Source organism: Type-F symbiont of Plautia stali (assembly GCF_059731105.1).
Genome location: NZ_AP035909.1, coordinates 3,651,105 through 3,673,105, shown reverse-complemented (window position 1 = coordinate 3,673,105; position 22,001 = coordinate 3,651,105). Strand labels below are relative to the sequence as shown.

Annotated in this window: 19 protein-coding genes, 2 tRNA genes and 4 rRNA genes; 12 read left to right on the top strand and 13 right to left on the bottom strand. The window is 54.6% G+C overall.

The genetic code is table 11. The annotated features are described in order from the left end of the window. Window positions 1–18 precede the first annotated feature (18 nt). The 4 genes from trkA to def are packed head-to-tail and all read right to left on the bottom strand — an operon-like array spanning window position 19 to window position 4,241. A complete protein-coding gene (trkA, locus tag AC6I7A_RS17450) occupies window positions 19–1,395 on the bottom strand; it encodes a Trk system potassium transporter TrkA (RefSeq protein ID WP_009087562.1) in 1,377 nt (458 codons plus the stop codon). Window positions 1,396–1,413: 18 nt separating this feature from the next. Continuing rightward, window positions 1,414–2,715 (bottom strand): 16S rRNA (cytosine(967)-C(5))-methyltransferase RsmB, encoded by a 1,302-nt coding sequence (rsmB, locus tag AC6I7A_RS17445; RefSeq protein ID WP_058958286.1) that lies wholly within the window; start codon window positions 2,713–2,715, stop codon window positions 1,414–1,416. Between the two features lie 48 nt (window positions 2,716–2,763). Beyond that, complete coding sequence (gene fmt, locus AC6I7A_RS17440; RefSeq protein WP_046100692.1) at window positions 2,764–3,708, bottom strand: methionyl-tRNA formyltransferase; 945 nt, start codon at window positions 3,706–3,708, stop codon at window positions 2,764–2,766. 20 nt (window positions 3,709–3,728) lie between these two features. Beyond that, complete coding sequence (def, locus tag AC6I7A_RS17435; protein ID WP_009087556.1) at window positions 3,729–4,241, bottom strand: peptide deformylase; 513 nt, start codon at window positions 4,239–4,241, stop codon at window positions 3,729–3,731. 115 nt (window positions 4,242–4,356) lie between these two features. Here def and dprA point away from each other — a divergent pair, with 115 nt between their 5' ends. Genes dprA through AC6I7A_RS17405 form a run of 6 tightly spaced genes read left to right on the top strand, consistent with a single transcriptional unit; the run spans window position 4,357 to window position 8,151 of the window. Beyond that, window positions 4,357–5,481 carry a DNA-protecting protein DprA gene (gene dprA, locus AC6I7A_RS17430; protein WP_058958285.1) on the top strand — a complete coding sequence of 375 codons (1,125 nt, stop codon included), beginning with the start codon at window positions 4,357–4,359 and terminating at the stop codon, window positions 5,479–5,481. Beyond that, entirely contained in the window at window positions 5,453–5,926 is a 474-nt protein-coding gene (gene smg / locus AC6I7A_RS17425) for a DUF494 family protein Smg (protein ID WP_009087552.1), read from the top strand. Before dprA ends, smg begins: the two co-directional genes overlap by 29 nt. A gap of 24 nt (window positions 5,927–5,950) precedes the next feature. After that, the gene (locus AC6I7A_RS17420) at window positions 5,951–6,499 is read left to right on the top strand and encodes a DNA topoisomerase family protein (protein WP_046100690.1); all 549 of its coding nucleotides are present in this window, start codon (window positions 5,951–5,953) and stop codon (window positions 6,497–6,499) included. 3 nt (window positions 6,500–6,502) lie between these two features. Beyond that, window positions 6,503–7,075, top strand: a complete 573-nt coding sequence (tsaC, locus tag AC6I7A_RS17415; protein WP_009087549.1) for an L-threonylcarbamoyladenylate synthase type 1 TsaC — start codon at window positions 6,503–6,505, stop codon at window positions 7,073–7,075. A 3-nt stretch (window positions 7,076–7,078) separates the two neighbouring features. After that, window positions 7,079–7,897: a shikimate dehydrogenase gene (gene aroE, locus AC6I7A_RS17410; RefSeq protein ID WP_058958284.1), complete on the top strand. Its 819-nt coding sequence runs from the start codon at window positions 7,079–7,081 to the stop codon at window positions 7,895–7,897. Continuing rightward, a complete protein-coding gene (locus AC6I7A_RS17405) occupies window positions 7,894–8,151 on the top strand; it encodes a DUF1488 family protein (RefSeq protein WP_009087545.1) in 258 nt (85 codons plus the stop codon). The genes aroE and AC6I7A_RS17405 overlap by 4 nt, the downstream gene beginning before the upstream one ends. Here AC6I7A_RS17405 and AC6I7A_RS17400 read toward each other — a convergent pair. Then, a complete protein-coding gene (locus AC6I7A_RS17400) occupies window positions 8,118–8,672 on the bottom strand; it encodes a gamma carbonic anhydrase family protein (RefSeq protein WP_058958283.1) in 555 nt (184 codons plus the stop codon). The two genes, AC6I7A_RS17405 and AC6I7A_RS17400, sit on opposite strands and share 34 nt — an antisense overlap. A gap of 491 nt (window positions 8,673–9,163) precedes the next feature. Between AC6I7A_RS17400 and AC6I7A_RS17395 the strand changes: the two genes are divergently transcribed. From AC6I7A_RS17395 to rrf (AC6I7A_RS17370), 6 genes are all read left to right on the top strand, one after another. Continuing rightward, a 16S ribosomal RNA gene (locus tag AC6I7A_RS17395) occupies window positions 9,164–10,705 on the top strand. 88 nt (window positions 10,706–10,793) lie between these two features. Further along, window positions 10,794–10,868 (top strand) — tRNA-Glu (locus AC6I7A_RS17390). A 226-nt stretch (window positions 10,869–11,094) separates the two neighbouring features. Beyond that, window positions 11,095–13,999, top strand: a 23S ribosomal RNA gene (locus AC6I7A_RS17385). A gap of 99 nt (window positions 14,000–14,098) precedes the next feature. Further along, window positions 14,099–14,214, top strand: a 5S ribosomal RNA gene (rrf, locus tag AC6I7A_RS17380). Window positions 14,215–14,228: 14 nt separating this feature from the next. Further along, window positions 14,229–14,304 (top strand) — tRNA-Thr (locus tag AC6I7A_RS17375). Between the two features lie 34 nt (window positions 14,305–14,338). Continuing rightward, window positions 14,339–14,454: ribosomal RNA gene (gene rrf, locus AC6I7A_RS17370) — 5S ribosomal RNA — on the top strand. Together the 16S, 23S and 5S rRNA genes with 2 tRNA genes alongside form the textbook arrangement of a ribosomal RNA operon. Before the next feature lie 84 nt (window positions 14,455–14,538). On the opposite strand, the gene AC6I7A_RS17365 is transcribed toward rrf (AC6I7A_RS17370), so the two are convergent. From AC6I7A_RS17365 to prmA, 8 genes are all read right to left on the bottom strand, one after another. Next, window positions 14,539–14,709: a hypothetical protein gene (locus AC6I7A_RS17365; RefSeq protein WP_072215458.1), complete on the bottom strand. Its 171-nt coding sequence runs from the start codon at window positions 14,707–14,709 to the stop codon at window positions 14,539–14,541. A gap of 49 nt (window positions 14,710–14,758) precedes the next feature. After that, the gene (locus AC6I7A_RS17360) at window positions 14,759–15,520 is read right to left on the bottom strand and encodes an amino acid ABC transporter ATP-binding protein (RefSeq protein WP_009087542.1); all 762 of its coding nucleotides are present in this window, start codon (window positions 15,518–15,520) and stop codon (window positions 14,759–14,761) included. A gap of 8 nt (window positions 15,521–15,528) precedes the next feature. Continuing rightward, entirely contained in the window at window positions 15,529–16,629 is a 1,101-nt protein-coding gene (locus AC6I7A_RS17355; RefSeq protein ID WP_009087540.1) for an amino acid ABC transporter permease, read from the bottom strand. Window positions 16,630–16,644: 15 nt separating this feature from the next. Further along, window positions 16,645–17,823: an amino acid ABC transporter permease gene (locus tag AC6I7A_RS17350; protein WP_058956527.1), complete on the bottom strand. Its 1,179-nt coding sequence runs from the start codon at window positions 17,821–17,823 to the stop codon at window positions 16,645–16,647. 68 nt (window positions 17,824–17,891) lie between these two features. Further along, window positions 17,892–18,917 (bottom strand): amino acid ABC transporter substrate-binding protein, encoded by a 1,026-nt coding sequence (locus tag AC6I7A_RS17345; protein ID WP_009087536.1) that lies wholly within the window; start codon window positions 18,915–18,917, stop codon window positions 17,892–17,894. A 544-nt stretch (window positions 18,918–19,461) separates the two neighbouring features. Then, on the bottom strand, window positions 19,462–19,758 hold the full coding sequence (fis, locus tag AC6I7A_RS17340) for a DNA-binding transcriptional regulator Fis (RefSeq protein ID WP_003855228.1): 297 nt from the start codon (window positions 19,756–19,758) through the stop codon (window positions 19,462–19,464). A gap of 23 nt (window positions 19,759–19,781) precedes the next feature. After that, complete coding sequence (gene dusB / locus AC6I7A_RS17335; protein WP_009087532.1) at window positions 19,782–20,747, bottom strand: tRNA dihydrouridine synthase DusB; 966 nt, start codon at window positions 20,745–20,747, stop codon at window positions 19,782–19,784. A gap of 367 nt (window positions 20,748–21,114) precedes the next feature. Further along, a complete protein-coding gene (gene prmA, locus AC6I7A_RS17330; RefSeq protein ID WP_046102625.1) occupies window positions 21,115–21,996 on the bottom strand; it encodes a 50S ribosomal protein L11 methyltransferase in 882 nt (293 codons plus the stop codon). Between the last annotated feature and the right edge of the window lie 5 nt (window positions 21,997–22,001).

Sequence of the window (22,001 nt, the reverse complement as noted above, 5' to 3'; positions counted from 1 at the left end):
TGAAAATCAATACAGGATTTACAGGAAGAAAGGACTTGGCTGGAAGAGCCGCTCAACATCCGACACGAATTTCTTATCGGTCAGGAACATGATCACATGGTCACCCTGCTCGATACGCAGGTTGTCATTGGCAATCATCACATCATCGCCGCGCACCACCGCACCAATGATGGTACCCGGGGGCAGTTTGATATCATCTATTGCGCGGCCCACCACCCGTGATGTCGATTCGTCACCGTGCGCTATCGCTTCGATCGCCTCAGCGATGCCGCGACGCAGCGAGGAGACACCCACGATGTCCGCTTTACGGACATGGCCCAGCAGGGCAGAGATGGTGGCCTGCTGAGGGGAAATCGCGATATCGATAACACTGCCCTGCACCAGATCCACATAAGCGCGACGCTGAATCAGCACCATGACTTTTTTGGCGCCCATCTTTTTCGCCAGCATGGCTGACATGATGTTGGCTTCATCATCATTGGTGACCGCAATGAACAGGTCAACCTGCTCGACATGCTCCTCTGCAAGCAACTCCTGGTCTGACGCATCGCCATAAAAGACGACGGTATCATGAAGATGTTCAGCCAGTTCGGCGGCCCGCTGAGGATTACGCTCGATCAGCTTGACGCTGTAGTGCTTCTCCAGCTGCTGTGCCAGACCGAAACCGATATTGCCGCCTCCCACTAACATGATGCGCTTGTAAGGCTTTTCCAGCCGCTGCATTTCGCTCATTACTGCACGAATATTCTGGCTGGCCGCGATGAAAAACACTTCATCACCTGCCTCGACGATGGTCGAACCCTGGGGACGAATGGGACGGTCCTGACGGAAGATAGCGGCGACACGGGTATCAATGTGCGGCATATGCTCACGCAGGATCGAAAGCGGATTCCCGACCAGAGGCCCGCCATAATACGCTTTGACTACGGCCAGGCTGACTTTGCCTTCGGCAAAATTCACCACCTGCAGTGCGCCAGGATACTGGATCAAACGGTAGATATTATCGATGACCAGCTGCTCTGGTGAGATCAGATGGTCGATAGGAACGGCTTCCGGCATAAAAAGCTTATCTGCATCGCGCAGATAGTCCGCCGCACGAATACGGGCGATTCGGTTCGGCGTATTGAAAAGCGAATAAGCAATCTGACAGGCAATCATGTTGGTTTCATCCGAACTGGTAACGGCAACCAGCATGTCGGCGTCTTCAGCGCCCGCTTCACGCAGGATGCGCGGATGTGAACCGTGTCCCTGCACTACACGCAGATCGAACTTATCCTGCAGATGACGCAGGCGTGCCGAATCGGTATCAACGACTGTGATATCGTTGTTTTCACCCACCAGATTCTCTGCCAGCGTTCCGCCTACCTGACCTGCGCCCAGAATGATTATTTTCATCGCTTATCAATACTCATATCAGTGTGAACCCGAATTTTTTATCAGCTTAGCGTAGAAGAAACCATCTCCGCCTTCAGCATCCGGAAAGACCTGTAACCCGCTCGCCGGTGCATCCCTGAGCGGCTCCGCCTGCGCATCGTGCTGTCGCTGCAGGAAAGCCTCAATCTGCTGGTGGTTCTCTTCAGGCAGGATGGAGCAGGTGGCATAAATAAGCGTGCCGCCAGGTTTCAGGTGCGGCCAGATAGCGTCCAGGATCTCACGCTGCAGCTTTGCCAGCTCAGCGATATCGCGATCGCGGCGCAGCCACTTAATATCGGGATGTCGGCGGATAACGCCGGTTGCAGAGCAGGGCGCATCCAGCAGGATACGGTCAAACTGCCGATCGCCACACCACTGCTGCGGTGTCCGTCCGTCCCCCTGTTTGACCTCCGCTTTCATGCCCAGTCGCTGCAGATTCTCATCAACGCGTTTAAGACGCTGCGCATCCACATCGACAGCCAGCACGTCGGCGTCCGGCGCAATCTCAAGGATATGGGTCGTTTTGCCGCCGGGGGCCGCACATAAATCCAGAATCTGCTCGCCATTCTGAGGTTCGAGCAGCAGAGCGCAGCGCTGGGCTGATAAATCCTGAACGGTCACCCAGCCCTGATCAAAGCCGGGCAACTGGCTGACCGGGGCGGGGGCATCAAGCCGCAACGCATCCGGAACATCGGCAGCCGACTGTGCATTTCTGCCGCTTTCAGTCAGCATGGTCAGCCAGGCGTCACGTGAATGATGCTGACGGTTAACCCGCAGCCACATCGGCGGACGCAGATTATTTGCTTCGACGATATGCTCCCACTGTTCCGGCCAGGCGTGCTGCAATCGCTTAAGCAGCCAGCCCGGATGGAGATAACGTTGTGGGCCATCCTGAATGCTGGCGAGTAACGTTTCACGCTGGCGCTGAAACTGGCGTAATACCCCGTTTAATAATCCTTTCAGGCTGGTGCGCTTCAGCACCTCTGCGCCCGCGACGGTTTCAGCCAGTGCAGCGTGGGCTGGCACCCGGGTATATTCCAGCTGATAAAGTCCGACCATGATCAGATAGTGAAGAACCCGCTGTTTACCGGTCAGTGGACGTTCCATCAGTTTGCCAATCAGCGCTTCCAGCTGCGGCAGTGTGCGCAGAACACCAAAACAGATCTCCTGCACTAATGCGCTATCTTTGTCGGTGAGTTTTTTCTGGGCGGCAGGCAGAACCGTATTCAGGGATTCGCCTTTGTCCACAACACGCTCAATCAGTTGAGCGGAGAGGCTACGCAGGTTGGTTGATTTAGTCATAGGGTTTTTCATCAAACAAAAAGCCCGGTAAGTCACCGGGCCGGAGAGTCAGTCCAGAAGGGTTCCAGGTTCAAACCATTCCCGACGCGAGTTGAGAAGATCCTGAGCCGACATCGGTTTTTTACCGGCGGGCTGCAACTGCACCAGATTCAATACGCCCTCGGCGGTCGCGACCTGGATGCCCTGCTTATCTGCAGCGATAATTTCACCCGGTGCATGGTCGCGGTGAGGCAGTACGGTAGCCTGCCAGACTTTCACCGGCTGATCGCCAATCGTGAAAAAGCTCATCGGCCAGGGATTAAAGGCGCGGATACAGCGCTCAAGCTGTTCTGCGGGCAGTCTCCAGTCAAGACGCGCCTCCTCTTTGCTCAGCTTCTCAGCGTAGCTGGCGAGTGCTTCATCCTGTTTTTCGGGTGAGGCCTGCTGCGTGTTGAGTAACGTCAGCGTATCCAGCAGCCCCTGCGGGCCGAGCTGGGCCAGTCTGTCATACAGAGTGGCACTGGTGTCCTGGGAGGTAATCGGGCAGGCCAGTTTATGCAGCATATCGCCGGTATCTAAACCCACATCCATCTGCATGATGGTGACGCCCGTTTCACTGTCGCCAGCCCAGAGCGCACGCTGAATCGGCGCGGCACCACGCCAGCGGGGGAGCAGCGAACCGTGGACATTGATGCAGCCCAGACGCGGCATATCCAGCACTGCCCTGGGCAGAATTAATCCATACGCCACGACAACCATCACATCGGCCTGCAGGTCAGCAACCAGCTGCTGATTCTCTTCTGGTCGCAGTGACTTTGGCTGAAACACCGGAATGTCATGAGCCAGCGCCAGCGTTTTGACCGGGCCAGGAGTGAGTTTGTTGCCGCGACCCGCAGGGCGGTCGGGCTGAGTAAAGACGCCGATAACCTGATGCTCAGAAGCAAGCAGCGCGTCAAGATGACGCGCTGCAAAGTCAGGAGTGCCGGCAAAAATGATTTTTAGCGGGGCAGACACGTTTATCCCTTTTTAAGATCTCAGGAAGCCTGGGCGTTCTGACGCGCCAGTTTCTCTAATCTGGTTTTGATCCGCTGACGCTTCAGAGGCGACAGATAATCAATAAACAGTTTGCCTTCCAGATGATCGATCTCATGCTGGATACAGATGGCGAGTAAGTCGCTGGCTTCCAGTTCGAAACTGTTACCGTCGCGATCCAGCGCGCGAACTTTTACGCGCTCAGCACGCGGGACAAATGCACGCTGTTCCGGAATCGACAGGCAGCCCTCTTCAATACCGGTTTCACCGCTTTTTTCCAGCAGCTCAGGGTTGATCAGGACTAAACGCTCTTCACGACTTTCAGAGACATCAATCACGATGATGCGCTGATGAATATCGACCTGCGTCGCCGCAAGACCGATGCCCTCTTCGGCATACATCGTCTCGAACATATCATCAACGATACGCTGAATGTCTGCGTTAACTTCTTTAACGGGCGCGGCGACTTTGCGAAGGCGCTCGTCAGGAAAATGTAATACCTGCAAAACTGACATAAATATCCAGATCTGTATTCGGTTAGGAAAAGATTACTGCCTCATATTGTAGACTTTCTGAGACTTGATTGACAGCATTGTGCGGCAGGAAGCCGGGGCAATCAGGGAGCAGCAAATGGACAAAATAGCGCAGTATCTGCGGCTGGCCGCGGTGTGTGGAATGACAGGAAAGCGCTGGCTGACCGTGGCGCAGCAGCTGGGCGATGCACCGGCAGACAGCGGGAAACTTATGCGGCTGGGGTTAGACGCTGTGCAGTGTCAGCAATACGCTGATCTGCCTGAAAAAACGATCACTGATGTGCAGCACTGGTTAGCGCGCAGTCCTGCCCATCATCTGATCACTGCGCTGGACGCCGCCTATCCTGCCCGCCTCAGGGAAACCAGTCGCTTTCCGCCGCTGCTTTACATCCACGGCGATCCGGCCGTCATCACTACCCCACAGCTGGCAGTCGTGGGCAGCCGGAACGGCTCACCCAATGGCCGTTACTGGGGCGAATGGTTTACCCGGCACCTGAGCCTCAGCGGGCTGACCATCACCAGCGGACTGGCGAGGGGGATTGATGGCGTTGCGCATCAGGCGGCACTGAGTACCGGCGGCAAAACGGTAGCCATATTAGGCAGCGGGCTGCAGCGGCTCTATCCCCGACAGCATGTCCGCCTTGCCGCAGAGATTGTTGAGCAGGGCGGTGCCGTGGTGTCTGAGTTTCCGCTGAACACCATTCCTCATCCGCTCAACTTTCCGCGTCGCAATCGGATCATCAGCGGCCTGAGTCTGGGCGTGCTGGTGGTGGAAGCCTCGCTGAAGAGTGGTTCACTGGTGACCGCTCGCTATGCGCTGGAGCAAAACCGCAATGTTTATGCACTACCTGGCGCGCTCGGCAACCCGTTAAGCGAAGGGGTCAACTGGCTGATTCAGCAGGGCGCCCTGCTGGTGGCACATCCCAACAACATTCTGGAGGATCTGGCTGGGGCACTGAACTGGCTGCCTGTGACACAGGATGACGAAATTTATTCTGAACCAGGTGACGATGCTCCATTGCCATTTGCTGATGTGTTGGCTAACGTAGGTGATGAGGTTACACCTGTTGACGTTGTCGCTGAACGTGCCGGCCAATCTGTGCCAGTTATCTCAGCTCAATTGCTGGAACTGGAGTTAGCAGGATGGATCGCAGCTGTACCCGGCGGCTATGTCCGATTGAGGAGGGCATGCCATGTTCGACGTACTCATGTACTTGTTTGAGACCTATATCCACAACGAAGCAGAAATGGGTGTTGATCAGGACAGATTGACAGATGACCTGACGGATGCCGGGTTCCATCGTGAAGATATTTACAGTGCGCTTAACTGGCTGGAAAGACTGGCGGATTATCAGGAAGGACTGGTTGCGCCAATTTTACTGACCAACGATCCGCTCTCTATGCGTATTTATACCGACGAAGAGAGTAAACGTTTAGATGCCGAAAGCCGCGGTTTCCTGCTCTTCCTGGAGCAGATTCAGGTGCTGAATCTGGAAACCCGTGAGATGGTCATCGAACGTGTCATGGCGCTGGATACCTCTGAGTTTGATCTGGAGGACCTCAAATGGGTGGTGCTGATGGTGTTGTTCAACATCCCGGGATGTGAAAATGCCTATCAGCAGATGGAAGAACTGCTATTCGACGTCAATGAAGGTATGCTGCATTAAATTTCCTTTCATGCATTTATCGCTATGAGTAAAGCTGCACTCTTCACCGTGCGTAAACAGGATCCCTGCCCCGCTTGCGGGGCAGAACTGGTTATCCGCTCGGGTAAACATGGCCCTTTTCTGGGATGCGCCAACTATCCGGCATGTGACTACATCCGGCCCTTGAAAGGGCAGGCCGATGGCCATGTGGTTAAAGTGCTGGAGGGTCACGCCTGTCCTGAATGCGGAGCCGATAAAGTGTTGCGGCAGGGCCGGTATGGCATGTTTATTGGCTGTAGCCACTATCCTGAATGCGGCTACAGTGAAACCATCGACAAACCGGATGAAACGACGCTGGCGTGTCCACAGTGCCATGAAGGCCGGCTGGTTCAGCGGCGTTCCCGTTATGGCAAAACGTTCCACTCCTGTGATCGTTATCCCGCCTGCCAGTTTGTCGTCAACCTGACGCCCGTGGCCGGGGTCTGTGCCTGGTGTCAGTTTCCGTTGCTGGTTGAAAAAAAGACAGCGCAGGGGGTTAAACGCTTCTGCGCCAGTAAAAGTTGTGGCAAAGCCATTGCTGAAGAGAATGAATAGATCATGGAAAATCAACACCTCGCCGATTCACTTGAGCGCTGCGTAGCAGAGCTGAATCGTCAGGCGGTCATCGCCTATCCCACTGAAGCCGTATTTGGTCTGGGCTGCGACCCTGACAGTGAATCTGCCGTCATGGCGCTGCTGGCGCTGAAACAGCGTCCGGTAGAAAAGGGACTCATTCTGATCGCAGCTGATTATTCCCAGCTAGAACCCTATATCTCCGATCGCGAACTCTCTGTGATCCAGCGTGAGCGCATGTTCGCCTGCTGGCCCGGCCCGGTGACCTTTGTCGTCCCGGTTCCTCCCCAGACGCCCCGCTGGCTGACCGGACAGTTCGACTCGCTGGCGATACGGGTCAGTGACCATCCGGATGTGCAGGCGCTTTGCCGCGCATTTGGTAAACCGCTGGTTTCAACCAGCGCCAATCTGTCAGGACAGCCTCCCTGCCGTACGGCAGAAGAAGTGTATAAGCAGTTTGGTGAGGACTTTCCGGTTCTGTCCGGGAAAACGGGGGGACGTCTCAATCCTTCAGAAATCCGCGATGTAATCAGCGGCGAACTTATACGTCAGGGTTAACTCATGGATCAATTCGCCGTTTTCGGTAATCCGATCAGCCACAGTAAATCTCCGCTGATCCATCAGGCTTTTGCTGAACAGACTGGGATCGAGCATCGATATGGCCGGATCTGTGCACCGGTTGACGGATTTCGCGATGCGCTGACAACCTTTTTTGCACAGGGCGGTCGTGGTGCCAACGTGACCCTGCCTTTTAAACAGCAGGCCTGGGAGTTTGCCGATCAACTCAGTGAACGCGCGGCCCTGTCCGGCGCCGTTAATACGGTAAAAAAGCTCAGCGACGGGCAGATCCTGGGTGACAACACGGATGGTATCGGCCTGTTAAGCGATCTTGAACGGCTGAAGATGATCAATGCGGGCGACAATGTTCTGCTGGTGGGCGCAGGTGGGGCGGCGCGCGGTGTGATTCATCCTTTGCTTTCGTCAGGGGTGACGCTCACCGTGGTAAACCGCACCGCCGAACGGGCAGGGGAGCTGGCTGGCCTGTTCGCAAAGAGCGGCACTATCCGTGCAGCTGCGTTTGATCAACTGGCGGACCAGCGTTTCGACCTTATCATCAATGCGACTTCAAGCGGTGTAGAGGGGAAAACACCCCCTCTACCTGCGGAGCTGATCCATCCCGGCGTACGCTGCTATGACATGTTCTATCAAAGCGGGCTGACGCCTTTCCTGCTCTGGTGTCAGACGCAGGGAGCGCACGCTCTGGCGGATGGTGTGGGAATGCTGGTGGGGCAGGCGGCGCATGCCTTCTATATATGGCATGGTGTGATGCCGGACGTTGCGCCGGTCATTGCTCAGCTGAAACAGGCTATGCAGCCATGAATCAGGCGATTCAGTTTCCTGACGATGAAACCTATGACGCTGAACGGGATGCCGTCTGCTTCCCGGTACTGGTTAACGGTATGCGGTTGATCTGTGCGATCAGCCGTATGTCGCTGACGTCACGCTTTGGCGAAGGGGAGGCGATGGCGCTGTTTCAGCACCATCGCTGGGATCTCGAAGATGAAGCCGAAGCGGCCATTCGTCAGGAGCGTGTTGATGCTCAGGGCTGGGTCTGGTTATCTCCCGCCAGGTAATCATTTTTCCAGCCGACATAGTTATTCGCCGAATAGCGTAATCCTTCCTTCTCCTGGTCGTTCAGCGGCCTGATCTGTCTGACCGGACTGCCCAGATAGAGATAGCCGCTCTCCAGCCGTTTACCTGGAGGGACCAGACTGCCTGCCCCAATCATGACCTCTTCTTCTACTATTACGCCATCAAGCAGAATCGAGCCCATCCCGACAAGCACACGATCGCCGATAGTGCAGCCATGCAGCATCGCTTTGTGCCCGACCGTGACATCCTCGCCAATAATCAGCGGGAAGCCTTCCGGGTTAGCGGCAGATTTATGCGTGACATGCAGAACACTGCCATCCTGCACATTAGTACGGGCACCGATGCGAACCTGATTCACGTCTCCCCGGATGACGACCAGCGGCCAGATGCTCACGTCATCGGCCATGATGACATCACCCACCACAACACTGGCTGGATCGACCATGACGCGCTGGCCAGTTTGTGGAAAGCGATCTTTATAAGGACGTAAGGCGGAAGTCATTGTGTTCTCCTTTATTCTGTTTTCTCAGCAGCCTGATGTGATTTTAGCCAGCTGACAAGCCTATTCTGGCCTGGATCGCTGGCGATCTCATCAATCTGGATCATTTATAACCGTTCAGAAAAAAGATCCAAAAAAAGGGTTGTGCTCTGAAACGGGATCCCTATAATGCGCCTCCATCGACACGGCACACCGGCAACGGGAAACGGGTTGAAGGTTCAGGAGACTGAGCCGCCGGAGAAAAACTTCTGAAAAAGAGGTTGACTCTGAAGGAGGAAAGCGTAATATACGCCACCTCGCGACAGGACGCTAACGCACTGTTCGCACTGCTCTTTAACAATTTATCAGACAATCTGTGTGGGCACTCGCAGGATTGATATCAGCGTCTTTGGGCGCACAAAAATATCAAAGCCTCACGAGTGAACACATAATGAAATTCATTATGACGTTTTACAGATGAGCACCGCTGAACCCGTTTCAGCAAATCAAACTTTAAATTGAAGAGTTTGATCATGGCTCAGATTGAACGCTGGCGGCAGGCCTAACACATGCAAGTCGGACGGTAGCACAGAGGAGCTTGCTCCTCGGGTGACGAGTGGCGGACGGGTGAGTAATGTCTGGGGATCTGCCCGATAGAGGGGGATAACCACTGGAAACGGTGGCTAATACCGCATAACGTCGCAAGACCAAAGAGGGGGACCTTCGGGCCTCTCACTATCGGATGAACCCAGATGGGATTAGCTAGTAGGCGGGGTAATGGCCCACCTAGGCGACGATCCCTAGCTGGTCTGAGAGGATGACCAGCCACACTGGAACTGAGACACGGTCCAGACTCCTACGGGAGGCAGCAGTGGGGAATATTGCACAATGGGCGCAAGCCTGATGCAGCCATGCCGCGTGTATGAAGAAGGCCTTCGGGTTGTAAAGTACTTTCAGCGGGGAGGAAGGCGGTGAGGTTAATAACCTCGCCGATTGACGTTACCCGCAGAAGAAGCACCGGCTAACTCCGTGCCAGCAGCCGCGGTAATACGGAGGGTGCAAGCGTTAATCGGAATTACTGGGCGTAAAGCGCACGCAGGCGGTCTGTTAAGTCAGATGTGAAATCCCCGGGCTTAACCTGGGAACTGCATTTGAAACTGGCAGGCTTGAGTCTCGTAGAGGGGGGTAGAATTCCAGGTGTAGCGGTGAAATGCGTAGAGATCTGGAGGAATACCGGTGGCGAAGGCGGCCCCCTGGACGAAGACTGACGCTCAGGTGCGAAAGCGTGGGGAGCAAACAGGATTAGATACCCTGGTAGTCCACGCCGTAAACGATGTCGACTTGGAGGTTGTTCCCTTGAGGAGTGGCTTCCGGAGCTAACGCGTTAAGTCGACCGCCTGGGGAGTACGGCCGCAAGGTTAAAACTCAAATGAATTGACGGGGGCCCGCACAAGCGGTGGAGCATGTGGTTTAATTCGATGCAACGCGAAGAACCTTACCTACTCTTGACATCCAGAGAACTTTCCAGAGATGGATTGGTGCCTTCGGGAACTCTGAGACAGGTGCTGCATGGCTGTCGTCAGCTCGTGTTGTGAAATGTTGGGTTAAGTCCCGCAACGAGCGCAACCCTTATCCTTTGTTGCCAGCGATTCGGTCGGGAACTCAAAGGAGACTGCCGGTGATAAACCGGAGGAAGGTGGGGATGACGTCAAGTCATCATGGCCCTTACGAGTAGGGCTACACACGTGCTACAATGGCGCATACAAAGAGAAGCGACCTCGCGAGAGCAAGCGGACCTCACAAAGTGCGTCGTAGTCCGGATCGGAGTCTGCAACTCGACTCCGTGAAGTCGGAATCGCTAGTAATCGTGGATCAGAATGCCACGGTGAATACGTTCCCGGGCCTTGTACACACCGCCCGTCACACCATGGGAGTGGGTTGCAAAAGAAGTAGGTAGCTTAACCTTCGGGAGGGCGCTTACCACTTTGTGATTCATGACTGGGGTGAAGTCGTAACAAGGTAACCGTAGGGGAACCTGCGGTTGGATCACCTCCTTACCTGAAGATACTTTCCCGCGAAGTGCTCACACAGATTGTCTGATAAAAAGTAATGAGCAGGACGGCTGCGAAGTCGTGACACTATCGTGTCCCCTTCGTCTAGCGGTTAGGACTCCGCCCTTTCACGGCGGCAACAGGGGTTCGAATCCCCTAGGGGACGCCACCTGCTTGGTGACAGGTGAAAGGTGTCTCCATACAGTATCTCAAAACCGTTTCCGCTGCGCGAGCAGGGAGACGCGTCTGAGATATTTGCTCTTTAACAATCCGGAACAAGCTGAAAATTGAAACGACATGACGCGTTCATTCTCCGTAATAAGAATGAAATGGCGACATGTTCGAGTCTCTCAAATGCTTACAGTCTGCAGCGTGAAAACGCCTGTGGGTTGTGAGGTTAAGCGACTAAGCGTACACGGTGGATGCCCTGGCAGTCAGAGGCGATGAAGGACGTGCTAATCTGCGTAAAGCGACGGTAAGGTGATATGAACCGCTACAGCCGTCGATGTCCGAATGGGGAAACCCGGTGCACTCAGTGCATCATTGCAGCATGAATACATAGTGCTGCAAGGCGAACCGGGGGAACTGAAACATCTAAGTACCCCGAGGAAAAGAAATCAACCGAGATTCCCCCAGTAGCGGCGAGCGAACGGGGAGCAGCCCAGAGCCTGAATCAGCATGTGTGTTAGTGGAAGCGTCTGGAAAGTCGCAGGGTACAGGGTGATACTCCCGTACACAAAAGCACACACGCTGTGAGCTCGATGAGTAAGGCGGGACACGTGGTATCCTGTCTGAATATGGGGGGACCATCCTCCAAGGCTAAATACTCCTGACTGACCGATAGTGAACCAGTACCGTGAGGGAAAGGCGAAAAGAACCCCGGCGAGGGGAGTGAAACAGAACCTGAAACCGTGTACGTACAAGCAGTGGGAGCACCCTTGTGGTGTGACTGCGTACCTTTTGTATAATGGGTCAGCGACTTATATTCTGTAGCAAGGTTAACCGTATAGGGGAGCCGCAGGGAAACCGAGTCTTAACTGGGCGTTAAGTTGCAGGGTATAGACCCGAAACCCGGTGATCTAGCCATGGGCAGGTTGAAGGTTGGGTAACACTAACTGGAGGACCGAACCGACTAATGTTGAAAAATTAGCGGATGACCTGTGGCTGGGGGTGAAAGGCCAATCAAACCGGGAGATAGCTGGTTCTCCCCGAAAGCTATTTAGGTAGCGCCTCGTGAACTCATCTCCGGGGGTAGAGCACTGTTTCGGCTAGGGGGCCATCCCGGCTTACCAACCCGATGCAAACTGCGAATACCGGAGAATGTTATCACGGGAGACACACGGCGGGTGCTAACGTCCGTCGTGAAGAGGGAAACAACCCAGACCGCCAGCTAAGGTCCCAAAGTCATGGTTAAGTGGGAAACGATGTGGGAAGGCACAGACAGCCAGGATGTTGGCTTAGAAGCAGCCATCATTTAAAGAAAGCGTAATAGCTCACTGGTCGAGTCGGCCTGCGCGGAAGATGTAACGGGGCTAAACCATGCACCGAAGCTGCGGCAGCGACACTATGTGTTGTTGGGTAGGGGAGCGTTCTGTAAGCCGTCGAAGGTGTGCTGTGAGGCATGCTGGAGGTATCAGAAGTGCGAATGCTGACATAAGTAACGATAAAGCGGGTGAAAAGCCCGCTCGCCGGAAGACCAAGGGTTCCTGTTCAACGTTAATCGGAGCAGGGTGAGTCGACCCCTAAGGCGAGGCCGAAAGGCGTAGTCGATGGGAAACAGGTTAATATTCCTGTACTCGGTGTTACTGCGAAGGGGGGACGGAGAAGGCTATATCAGCCGGGCGACGGTTGTCCCGGTTTAAGCGTGTAGGCGGAGGGTCCAGGTAAATCCGGACTCTTTTAACGCTGAGGCGTGACGACGAGGCACTACGGTGCTGAAGTGATAAATGCCCTGCTTCCAGGAAAAGCCTCTAAGCATCAGGTAACACAGAATCGTACCCCAAACCGACACAGGTGGTCAGGTAGAGAATACCAAGGCGCTTGAGAGAACTCGGGTGAAGGAACTAGGCAAAATGGTGCCGTAACTTCGGGAGAAGGCACGCTGGCGCGTAGGTGAAGGGACTTGCTCCCGGAGCTGAAGCCAGTCGAAGATACCAGCTGGCTGCAACTGTTTATTAAAAACACAGCACTGTGCAAACACGAAAGTGGACGTATACGGTGTGACGCCTGCCCGGTGCCGGAAGGTTAATTGATGGGGTTATCCGCAAGGAGAAGCTCTTGATCGAAGCCCCGGTAAACGGCGGCCGTAACTATAACGGTCCTAAGGTAGCGAAATTCCTTGTCGGGTAAGTTCCGACCTGCACGAATGGCGTAATGATGGCCAGGCTGTCTCCACCCGAGACTCAGTGAAATTGAACTCGCTGTGAAGATGCAGTGTACCCGCGGCAAGACGGAAAGACCCCGTGAACCTTTACTACAGCTTGACACTGAACATTGAGCCTTGATGTGTAGGATAGGTGGGAGGCTTTGAAGCGCGGACGCCAGTCTGCGTGGAGCCATCCTTGAAATACCACCCTTTAATGTTTGATGTTCTAACGTGGCCCCGTGATCCGGGGTGCGGACAGTGTCTGGTGGGTAGTTTGACTGGGGCGGTCTCCTCCCAAAGAGTAACGGAGGAGCACGAAGGTCAGCTAATCACGGTCGGACATCGTGAGGTTAGTGCAATGGCATAAGCTGGCTTGACTGCGAGAGTGACGGCTCGAGCAGGTGCGAAAGCAGGTCATAGTGATCCGGTGGTTCTGAATGGAAGGGCCATCGCTCAACGGATAAAAGGTACTCCGGGGATAACAGGCTGATACCGCCCAAGAGTTCATATCGACGGCGGTGTTTGGCACCTCGATGTCGGCTCATCACATCCTGGGGCTGAAGTAGGTCCCAAGGGTACGGCTGTTCGCCGTTTAAAGTGGTACGCGAGCTGGGTTTAGAACGTCGTGAGACAGTTCGGTCCCTATCTGCCGTGGGCGCTGGAGAATTGAGGGGGGTTGCTCCTAGTACGAGAGGACCGGAGTGAACGCACCACTGGTGTTCGGGTTGTCATGCCAATGGCACTGCCCGGTAGCTAAGTGCGGAAAAGATAAGTGCTGAAAGCATCTAAGCACGAAACTTGCCCCGAGATGAGTTCTCCCTGACCCCTTGAGGGTCCTGAAGGGACGTTGAAGACGACGACGTTGATAGGCCGGGTGTGTAAGCGCAGCGATGCGTTGAGCTAACCGGTACTAATGACCCGTGAGGCTTAACCTTACAACGCCAGAGGCGTTTTTTGAGAGACAGATTTTCAGTTTGTGACGGATAAAGAATTAGCAGAAGCGAAGATTTTTTCGTTTCGTGCACCAAGATTTGCCTGGCGGCTTTAGCGCGGTGGTCCCACCTGACCCCATGCCGAACTCAGAAGTGAAACGCCGTAGCGCCGATGGTAGTGTGGGGTCTCCCCATGCGAGAGTAGGGAACTGCCAGGCATCAAATTTAGTGTGCTGATATGGCTCAGTTGGTAGAGCGCACCCTTGGTAAGGGTGAGGTCCCCAGTTCGACTCTGGGTATCAGCACCAGTTAAGACACGAGTTCGGTAAAGAAAAGAATTTGCCTGGCGGCTGTAGCGCGGTGGTCCCACCTGACCCCATGCCGAACTCAGAAGTGAAACGCCGTAGCGCCGATGGTAGTGTGGGGTCTCCCCATGCGAGAGTAGGGAACTGCCAGGCATCAAATAAGAGAGAGCCCTTCGCGTATGCGAAGGGCTTTTTTCGTTGTGGCTGCAGAAAGTGGAGCAGCGCCTTTTCCGGTTATCAATAGTGATAGAAAAGCGTAGTCGCCTCAGCCTGTGCTACCCAGCCCAGCCCAGCCCAGCCCAGCCCAGCCCAGCCCAGCCCAGCCCAGCCCAGCCCAGCCCAGCCCAGCCCAGCCCAGCCCAGCCCAGCCCAGCCCGAACCCCCTTTACTGACCTTTATTCGGGCCATAAAAAACCCGGCACCATGCCGGGTTGGAAACAACGAGCAGTAGTGCCGATCAGTGAATAACCTGAGACAGGAACGCCCGGGTCCGCTCCGATTTAGGATTCGCAAAGAACTCCTGCGGCGGAGCCATTTCAACGATCTCACCGCGATCCATAAAGATCACCCGGTCCGCAACGGTGCGGGCAAAGCCCATCTCATGCGTCACGCACAGCATGGTCATCCCATCCTCTGCCAGACCAATCATGGTATCCAGTACCTCTTTTACCATCTCCGGATCCAGCGCCGAGGTTGGCTCATCAAACAGCATAATTTTTGGCTTCATACAGAGTGAACGGGCAATAGCAACGCGCTGCTGCTGACCACCCGAAAGCTGACCGGGGAATTTATGGGCATGTTCCGCAATGCGCACGCGTTGCAGATAGTGCATGGCCAGCTCATCGGCTTCTTTTTTAGGTATCTTTCTCACCCACGTCGGGGCCAGTGTGCAGTTCTGCAGGACCGTCAGATGCGGAAACAGATTAAAGTGCTGAAAGACCATTCCTACTTCGGTGCGCACGCGTTCAATGTTACGGATATCATCGTTAAGGTGAATACCGTCAACAACAATACGTCCCTGCTGATGCTCTTCCAGATGGTTAATGCAGCGGATCGTGGTCGATTTGCCGGAACCAGAAGGTCCGCAAAGCACAATGCGTTCACGCGGCTTAACCTGCAGGTTAATGTCTTTCAGTACATGGAATTGCCCGTACCATTTATTCACGTTCTCAAGCGAAATCATCAACGCGTCGGAAGAGTGTGTCATAGAGTCAGTCATGTAAAACCTCAGTGCGATGTACGCCCGGTGTGAAAGCGCTTTTCCAGATACTGGCTGTAGCGCGACATGCTAAAACAGAAGATCCAATAGACCAGTGCAGCGAAGACGTAGCCTTCGGTCGACATGCCCAGCCAGGTGGGGTCCACCGTGGCCTGCTGAACGCTGCTGAACAGATCGAAAAGACCAATGATGATGACCAGGCTGGTATCTTTAAACAGAGCGATGATGGTATTTACCAGCCCGGGGATGGTGAGTTTCAGTGCCTGTGGCAGGATCACCAGCATCTGGGTTTTCCAGTAACCCAGCGCCAGAGACTCAGCCGCTTCATACTGACCTTTCGGCAACGCCTGCAATCCCCCGCGTACCACTTCCGCTACATAGGCGGACTGAAACAGAATGACGCCAACCAGGGCGCGCACCAGCTTATCGATGGTGGTGCCTTCAGACATAAACAGCGGCAGCATCACCGACGACATAAACAGCACGGTAATCAGCGGCACGCCGCGCCAGAACTCAATAAAGATAACCGACAGCGTGCGCACCACAGGCATACGGGAGCGACGGCCAAGAGCCAGCAGAATCCCCAGCGGCAGTGCGCCCGCAATCCCAACCGATGCAATAATCAGCGTCAGCGTTAATCCACCCCACTGGCGTGTCTCAACGCGCTCCAGTCCCAGATAGCCGCCATACAGCAGAAACCAGACAATCACCGGATAGATGACGGCCCAGGCAGCAATATAGCGCCCGCGGAAGGGCAGGCTTTTCAGGAACATCGGCACAATCGACACCAGGCCAATGATCAGCGCCAGGTTGATACGCCAGCGCAACTCATGCGGATAGAGGCCATACATGAACTGACCGAAACGGGCATGGATAAAGACCCAGCAGGCGCCCTCTTTCGTACAATCGGCGCGGGTAGAGCCGATCCAGTTAGCCTGAAAGACCAGCCAGTTCAGCGCAGGCGGGATCACATGCCAGATTATCCAGATGCACAACAGCGTCAGTAACGTGTTAAACCAGCTGGAAAAGAGATTTTTACGCGCCCAAAGCCAGGCGCGACTGACCGGCGTCGTCGGGACGGGGGTCGTTTCATGCGTAGTTACAGACATAGTCATCCCGTTCTCTTAACGCTCAACCAGCGCAATTTTGCGGTTGTAGACATTCATAAGCAGTGATATCAGCAGGCTGATGATCAGGTACACGCCCATCGTAATAGCAATCGTTTCGATGGCCTGGCCGGTCTGGTTCAGGACCGAGCCGGCAAACAGCGACACCATATCGGGATATCCGATAGCCGCGGCCAGTGAGGAGTTCTTCACGATGTTCAGGTACTGACTGGTCAGCGGGGGAATAATCACGCGCATGGCCTGAGGAATGATCACCTGACGCAGCGTCACCGGATTCGGCAGACCCAGCGAACGTGCGGCTTCGTGCTGACCGTGCGGTACCGACTGGATCCCGGAACGAATCACTTCCGCAATAAACGACGAGGTATAGATCGACAGGGCCAGCGTCAGTGCCGCCAGCTCCGGTATCATTACCGAGCCTCCACGGAAATTGAATCCGCGCAGCTGCGGCACATCCCAGTGCGTTGCGGCGCCAAACCCAAGATGCGCCAGAACCGGAAAAAGAATCAGCATCGCAACGGCGGCAGGCCAGGTGCGACGTAACTCGCCGGTTTTCAGCTGATGCTGACGGTTGAAGCGGTAGAGACCATAGCTGATGGCTACGGCCAGAAGCAGCGCGATAAAAAACGGCCAGCTCCCCGGAGCATAGGTCGGCCACGGTACATAGAGCCCGCGATTACTGACATAGGCCAGGTCAAACGCATTCAGCGCCTGTCGTGGGCCAGGCAGATTGCGCAATACCGCAAAGTACCAGAAGAAGATCTGCAGCAGTGGCGGGATATTACGGAAGGTTTCGATATAGATGGTCGAGAGTTTCCGCAGCAGCCAGTTGTCAGAAAGGCGGGATAATCCCACCGCGAATCCGAGAATGGAGGCGAAAACGATACAGAGTGCCGAGACCAGCAGTGTGTTGGTTAAGCCAACCAGAAACACGCGCGCGTAGGTATCGTCCTCGGTGTACTCAATCAGATGCTGAACGATACCGAAACCGGCAGTGCGCTCGAGAAAGCCAAATCCTGATGTAATGCCTCGATTGGCAAGGTTGATAATGGTGTTATGCACCAGATAACCCACCACACCAAGCACTGCGATAACGGCAATGAACTGATAAATCCAGGCGCGAACCGTGGGATTACCAAATGAAAAATCCCTTTTCACGGTTGGGCGTTGTGACATGTTGAAACCTCAGTAACGAAAGCTGTGGCAGGGCACCGCAGAAGGCGGTGCCCGATTGGCGAGGTCTGTTAACGTACCGGCGGAGCGTACTGAATACCGCCCTGGTTCCACAGCGCGTTCTGACCGCGTGCGATCTTCAGAGCACTGTCTTTACCGACGTTACGATCAAAGCTTTCCTGATAGTTGCCCACCTGCTTGATGATGTTGTAGGCCCACTTATTATCCAGCTTCAGATCTTTACCAAAGTCACCCTCAGCACCCAGCAGATGCGCCATATCTGGCGTGGTCGGCTTGGCTGTCATCTGATCAACATTCTTCGAGTTGATACCCATCTCTTCCGCATTCAGCATAGCGAAGAGCGACCATTTCACGATGGTGAACCAGTCATCATCACCACGACGCACCAGTGGCCCCAGGGGTTCTTTGGAGATCACTTCTGGCAGCACAATGAATTCGTCCGGTTTGCCCAGCTTAATGCGCAGTGCGTAAAGCTGAGACTGGTCAGAAGCCAAGGTATCACAGCGGCCGCTGTCCAGCGCTTTGGCTGATTCATCTGAACGGTCGAAGGTGACCGGCGTGTACTGCATTTTGTTGGCTTTAAAGAAGTCCGCGACGTTCAGCTCGGTATCGGTGCCTGCCTGAATACAGACGGTCGCGCCATCCAGCTCTTTCGCACTTTTCAGGCCCGCTTTCTGGTGAGTCAGGAAGCCGATGCCGTCGTAGTAGTTCACGCCCGCAAACAGGAAGCCCATGCCGCCATCACGCGAGGAGGTCCAGGTGGTATTACGAGAAAGCACATCCACTTCGCCTGACTGCAGCGCGGTGAAACGCTCTTTCGCGGTCAGTGGGGTGTATTTCACTTTGGTTGCATCGCCAAACACAGCAGCAGCCGTTGCCCGACACACATCCACATCGATACCGGTGAACTTGCCGCTGGCATCCGCATAGGAGAAGCCCGGCAAGCCGTCACTGATCCCACATTGAACAAAACCTTTTTTCTTAATTGCATCCAGTGTGGCGCCGGCGTGTGCTTGCTGAGTAACGGCAACCAGCGAGGCGGCAGCGATCAGCGTAGAGAGCATCATCTTTTTCATAAAGCATCCTGTGTGGCGGGATCGTATTGTTATGTTTGCGCACTTTAGTGTGCGTTTTCCTGTCTGTGGCGGTCAGCCATTCACGACTCTGCAAAGCTGATGCCAGGTTTGCAGGAGCCTGAATTTGTATGAAAGAACGGTTAATAATCGGAAGCACTTAGAAAGTTCCGCTAATATGGCGCACCAAAAGGAAGCAAAGCGAGTCGACCCGATCACATTTAGTGCAAATAGTTTCACTATATGGAAGCAATGTGAGCCTTCGCGCAGGCAGGCATGTATGAAGGAGACACGTTACCTTTTTAATGCGCTGAAAGTCACACACCCGGAGCGGAAGGGCGCTGTCAGGTGGCAGGGCATTCAGATCAGCCTGTAATCCCGGCTGGGAGGAGGAAGAAGAGAGGGCGAAATATCACGTCTGCGATTGCAACTATAGTTACCATATGAGAGGCAACTGTTTCATCCCTGAGGTCACGGCTTTGTGCCATACCGCACAAATAAAAACGCCAGCCCGAAGGCTGGCGTGATTAACAGACAGAACTCAGAATCAGTTCATGCCGTATTTTTTCAATTTCTTACGCAGCGTACCGCGGTTGATACCCATCATCAGGGCAGCGCGGGTCTGGTTGCCACGGGTATACTGCATCACCATGTCCAACAGAGGCTGCTCGACTTCAGCCAAAACCAGCTCATACAGGTCGCTCACATCCTGACCATTCAGTTGAGCAAAATAGTTCTTCAGTGCCTGTTTAACCGAATCACGCAAAGGTTTTTGAGTTACCTGATCCTGTGAGTTAACGGTAGAAACGGTCAGTACGTCAGAATTTACGCGTTGTTCGAACATAGTTCTTTCAGCTCTTTATTTCGTTACGCAAGATTTTCGAAGTATGCCTCCAACGCCTCCAGCTGTTCGCTGGCATCCTCAATGGCGTTGAATGTGCGCCGAAACTGGTCATTCGGGGCGTGCTCCTGCAGATACCAGGAGACGTGCTTTCGCGCTATACGGTATCCCTTGCCTGAACCGTAAAAGTCGTGCAGCTCACGTATATGCGAAACAAGCAAGCGCTTGACCTCTGCCAGTGGCAGCGGAGCAAGCAGCTCCCCAGTGTCCAGATAATGCTGGATTTCCCGGAAGATCCACGGTCTTCCCTGAGCAGCGCGTCCTATCATCAGAGCATCGGCCCCTGTATAGTCGAGCACCGCTCTGGCTTTATGCGGGTCAGTTATGTCTCCATTCGCGATAATCGGAATGGAAACACTCTGCTTAACTGTCCGAATGCTGTCATATTCAGCTTCTCCGTTGAACAGGCAGGCACGAGTGCGGCCATGTATCGTCAGAGCCTGTATACCGCAGCGTTCAGCCAATTGGGCAATCGCGACACAGTTCCTGTTTTCAGGATCCCAGCCAGTACGAATTTTCAGCGTAACCGGCACGTTCACTGCATTAACCACTGCGGAGAGAATGGACTCCACCACGGCGGGATATTGCAGTAAGGCTGACCCCGCCATTTTACGGTTAACCTTCTTGGCAGGGCATCCCATATTAATGTCGATAACCTGTGCACCAGCCTCGACATTAATGCGTGCAGCTTGCGCCATTTCGCTGGGATCGCAACCGGCAATCTGCACGGCGCGAATGCCTGGCTCATCACTGTGAACCATGCGCAAACGAGATTTGTCACTGGCCCAGACTTCGGGGTTCGAAGACAACATCTCAGAAACTGCCATACCTGCGCCCATTTCGTGACACAGCGTCCTGAATGGCCTGTCGGTAATACCGGCCATAGGTGCCGCAATCAGTCGATTTCTCAGCTGGAGGTTTCCAATACGCATGAAGTCAGAATGGCCATACTGTGTCTGCAAGGCGGCGTATATTACGCATTTTTGCAGGAAGATGAAAGGCCAAACTTTGAACAATCAGCAAGAAAGATCAATGAAATCCGGGTGATGATCGGGTGTGTTTTTAATTACACTTTAATATCAATGATTTACTGATTTATGCTGAAATTGTGAACAAAAATTTTTCCAGAAAAGTACGGCAATTCGCCAGATAAAAAACGTCACATGCCGTGATTAACGGTACAACTCTCCATCCCTGCCAGGAAAAGCCCGCAACTTACGCTGCGGGCTGGCTGATTGTGCTGTTTAGCCGCGTTGTGCCGGCTAGCGGCATCGCCGTGAGCTACGGCGGAGGCGGACTTCAGGATTTGATGCCGGTAATCCGGCACCACTCCTCTTTCACCGCAACCGGGTCAAGCGTGAACTGACTTTCATAGGCTTCGCAGACACCTTCCGCCTGACTCTCCAGCACGCCTGACAGGCCGAGGTGACCGCCAGACTTAGGCAGTACGCTGATCAGCGGTGCCAGCTCACGCAGCGGACCGGCCAGGATGTTGGCGACCACCACATCCGCCTGCAGGTTTTCAGGCTGCTGGTGGGGGAGATAGAGTGACAGACGATCGGACACGCCGTTGCGCTCAGCGTTGTCGCGGCTGGCCTGAATCGCCTGCGGATCGATATCAATACCGATTGCCTGAGCCGCGCCGAGCTTAAGCGCCGCGATCGCCAGGATCCCCGAACCACAGCCAAAATCGATCACCGTTTTGCCCGCCAGATCCAGCCCGTCAAGCCAGGTAAGGCAGAGGGAGGTTGTTGGATGCGTGCCGGTGCCAAACGCCAGGCCCGGATCGAGCATGACGTTGACCGCGTCCGGATCCGGCACATCGCGCCAGCTCGGACAGATCCAGAGGCGCTCACCGAAGCGCATCGGATGGAAGTTTTCCATCCATTCGCGCTCCCAGTCTTTATCTTCGATCTGCTCGATCCGGTGACGAAAATCGGCGCCTAACAGCGGATGCTGCGCCAGCTCGGCGGTAATCAGGCTCATATCGGTTTCAGCATCGAACAGGCCGATAACATCGGTGTCGCCCCACAGGCGGGTCTCACCCGGCAGCGGCTCATAAACCGGGGTATCGTGTGTATCCTGGAAGGTCACTGAGACCGCACCGATATCCATCAGGGCATCGCTCAGCGTTTCCGCGTGTTCACCTGAGCTGTTAATTTTGATTTGAATCCACGGCATAACGT